Source organism: Streptomyces sp. DvalAA-14, assembly GCF_900091855.1.
GTDB lineage: Bacteria > Actinomycetota > Actinomycetes > Streptomycetales > Streptomycetaceae > Actinacidiphila.
Map to the genome: position 1 here is coordinate 1 of NZ_FMCH01000453.1, position 2,827 is coordinate 2,827.

At 70.7% G+C, this 2,827-nt stretch carries 3 protein-coding genes and 2 pseudogenes; 1 reads left to right on the plus strand and 4 read right to left on the minus strand.

The window, feature by feature from the left end; all coding sequences use genetic code 11:
* The 4 genes and pseudogenes from GA0115240_RS23975 to rimP all read right to left on the minus strand — a co-directional run.
* A pseudogene (locus GA0115240_RS23975) lies at positions 1-308 on the minus strand (translation initiation factor IF-2 N-terminal domain-containing protein); the annotation flags it as partial.
* Positions 309-489: 181 nt separating this feature from the next.
* Entirely contained in the window at positions 490-768 is a 279-nt protein-coding gene (locus tag GA0115240_RS23980; RefSeq protein WP_093739524.1) for a YlxR family protein, read from the minus strand.
* 82 nt (positions 769-850) lie between these two features.
* Positions 851-1,837 carry a transcription termination factor NusA gene (gene nusA / locus GA0115240_RS23985; protein WP_093739526.1) on the minus strand — a complete coding sequence of 329 codons (987 nt, stop codon included), beginning with the start codon at positions 1,835-1,837 and terminating at the stop codon, positions 851-853.
* 2 nt (positions 1,838-1,839) lie between these two features.
* Positions 1,840-2,373, minus strand: coding sequence for a ribosome maturation factor RimP (gene rimP, locus GA0115240_RS23990; RefSeq protein ID WP_093739528.1), 534 nt, complete (start codon positions 2,371-2,373; stop codon positions 1,840-1,842).
* A 194-nt stretch (positions 2,374-2,567) separates the two neighbouring features.
* Between rimP and GA0115240_RS36330 the strand changes: the two are divergent.
* Positions 2,568-2,827: pseudogene (locus tag GA0115240_RS36330) on the plus strand (hypothetical protein); the annotation flags it as partial.

Consider the following 2,827-nt stretch of genomic DNA (forward strand, 5'->3'; position numbering starts at 1 on the left):
GACCGCCGGGCTTGCCCGGGGCAGCGGGACGGGCCGGCGCACCCGGGGCGGGGCCGGCGCGGAGCCGCCACCCGGACGGGCGGCAGCGGGGACGGCGTCGCCTTGCGCGGCGCCGAGGGCTTCGCAGCGGACTTGCCGGCGTTGCCACCGGGTCCCTGGAAAGCGTCGGTCAACTTGCGGACAACTGGCGCCTCGATCGTCGAGGACGCCGAACGGACGAATTCACCGAGTTCTTGGAGCTTGGCCATGACGACCTTGCTCTCGACTCCCATCTCCTTGGCGAGTTCGTATACCCGGACCTTAGCCACTTCGCTCCTTTTAGGTCCGGGGTGATCGTCCGCCGGACCGTCGCTACTTCATGGGCGTACTCATCGCGTACTCATCGAGTGCTCATCGCAATCTCGACCTACTTCCATCTCGCGAGGTACCTGACCGCACGGTGTCCCGTGCCGTACTGCTTCTTACGGTTCTTACAGCTCTTGCGGTGTCTTACGGTGCTGCCTGCTCGACATACCGGCTCAGCTCCGCGGTATCGGGCGTCACCGGCCCCCTGAAGGACCGGGCGAACGCCCGGCGGCGGACCGCCAGGTCAAGACAGGCAAGGGCGGGGTGCAGATAAGCACCCCGACCGGGCAGCGTACCGCGAAGATCGGGGACGCACGCACCCCCGCTCACCGCCACACGCAGCAGATCGCTCTTGGCCGCTCGCTCACGACAGCCGATGCAGGTTCGCTCCGGGCATGCGGGATGCAGCGTCCGACCAGACACTCTTTAGTCTACCTCCCCGCGGCGGGCTCACTCCTTCGAGTAAGCCGGCGTTCGGCTGTTCGCCGCACGTCAGTCCTGCGAATCAGTCCTGCGGCTGCTCGGTGTCCGGGCGGATGTCGATGCGCCAGCCGGTCAGCCGGGCCGCCAGCCGGGCGTTCTGCCCTTCCTTGCCGATCGCCAGCGACAGCTGGTAGTCCGGCACGGTGACCCGGGCGCTGCGGGCGCCGGCGTCCACCACCTCGACGTTCGACACCCGGGCCGGGGACAGCGCGTTCGCCACCATCTCGGCCGGGTCGTCCGACCAGTCCACGATGTCGATCTTCTCGCCGTTGAGCTCCGCCATCACGGCCCGCACCCGGGCCCCCATCGGGCCGATGCAGGCGCCCTTGGGATTGAGTCCGGACCGCGCCGAGCGGACCGCGATCTTGCTGCGGTGGCCGGCCTCGCGGGCGATCGCCTCGATCACCACCGAGCCGTCGGCGATCTCCGGGACCTCCAGCGCGAACAGCTTCTTCACCAGGTTCGGATGAGTGCGCGACAAAGTGACCGACGGACCGCGCACGCCCTTGGCGACCCGGACGACATAGCTGCGCAGCCGGGTGCCGTGCGCGTACTGCTCGCCGGGGACCTGCTCCTGCACCGGCAGGATCGCCTCCAGCTTGCCGATGTCGACCAGCACGTTCTTGGGGTCCTTGCCCTGCTGGACGACCCCGGTCACGATGTCGCCCTCACGGCCGGCGTACTCCCCGAAGGTGACGTCGTCCTCGGCGTCCCGCAGCCGCTGCAGGATCACCTGTTTGGCGGTGGAGGCGGCGATCCGGCCGAAGCCGCTCGGCGTGTCGTCGAACTCGCGCGGCTCGGCGCCCTCGCCCGCCTCCTCCGGCTCCTCGGTGGCCCACACGGTCACATGGCCGCTCACCCGGTCCAGCTCGACCCGGGCCCGGCGGTGACTGCCCGGCTCCCGGTGGTAGGCGATGAGGAGCGCCGACTCGATGGCCTCGACCAGCAGGTCGAACGAGATCTGCCTCTCCTGCACCAAACCCCGCAGGGCCTTCATGTCGATGTCCACGGCTACGCCTCCTCAGCACTCTCGTCGCCGTCGGCCCCGGCTTCTTCGTCCTCGCCGACGGCCTTGCGGTTGAATTCGACCTCGACCCGGGCCCTGCTGATCTCCGCGAACTCGGCCCGCGCCGGCTTGGGCTTGCGGCCCTTGACGCCGGGGACCTCCAGGTCGAGACCGGAGTCGTCCACCGTCATGATCCGCGCGATCAGCTCGCCGCGCCCCTCGAGCTGCAGCTTCACCAGACGGCCCTCGTTACGCCGGAAGTGACGCGGCTCGGTCAGCGGGCGGTCGGTGCCGGGGGAGGTCACTTCCAGCACGTACTCGGTCTCGCCCATCGCGTCCGAGGCGTCCAACGCCTCGGAGAAGTCCCGGCTCACGCTGGCGACCGCGTCGAGCTGCACGCCGTCCTCCGCGTCCACCACGACCATCAGCTGGCGCCGCTTCCCCTGGGCCGTCACCGTGATCTCTTCGAGCTCCAAGCCCGCTTTCACGGCAAGAGGCTCAAGCAGCGCGCGCAGCCTCTCGCTCTGGGTGGTGCTCATCCGGGTGACTCCTCGGCCGCGTCTGCTGTTGTCATGGAAGGTCGCGTGTAGGTGCCCAGGTTACCGGAGTCCGGGGGGCTGCTTTTGCCGCGCCCTCGCCGCCGGCCGCTTGGACCCGGTGAGGAACGTCGAGACCGGGCCCAAGCGCCCGGCGGCGGGAGGGCGGCAAAAAAAGACGCCGTACACTCGCGCCCATGATCGGCGCAGCGGCTCGGGTGAGTCGGCGGGGTGTGGTGGCGGTGGCGGCCGTCGGGGTCGTTGGCGGATGCTCCGGGGGTGAGGGGCGGGCCGGGCGGGCGGCCGAGGGGCCCGCGCCCGGGGTGGCCGAGAAGGCGCGGGCCGCACGGGACAGTGTCGGGCTGCTGGCCCGTTACGACGCGGCGCTCGCCGCGCACCCGGCGCTGGCCGCCCGGCTGGCCCCGCTGCGGGCCGAAGTGGCGCGGCACGTGGCCGC

Excerpts from the sequence above, each read along its gene's own strand:
- rimP (WP_093739528.1), bottom strand. The coding sequence starts at position 2,373 with ATGAGCACCACCCAGAGCGAGAGGCTGCGCGCGCTGCTTGAGCCTCTT.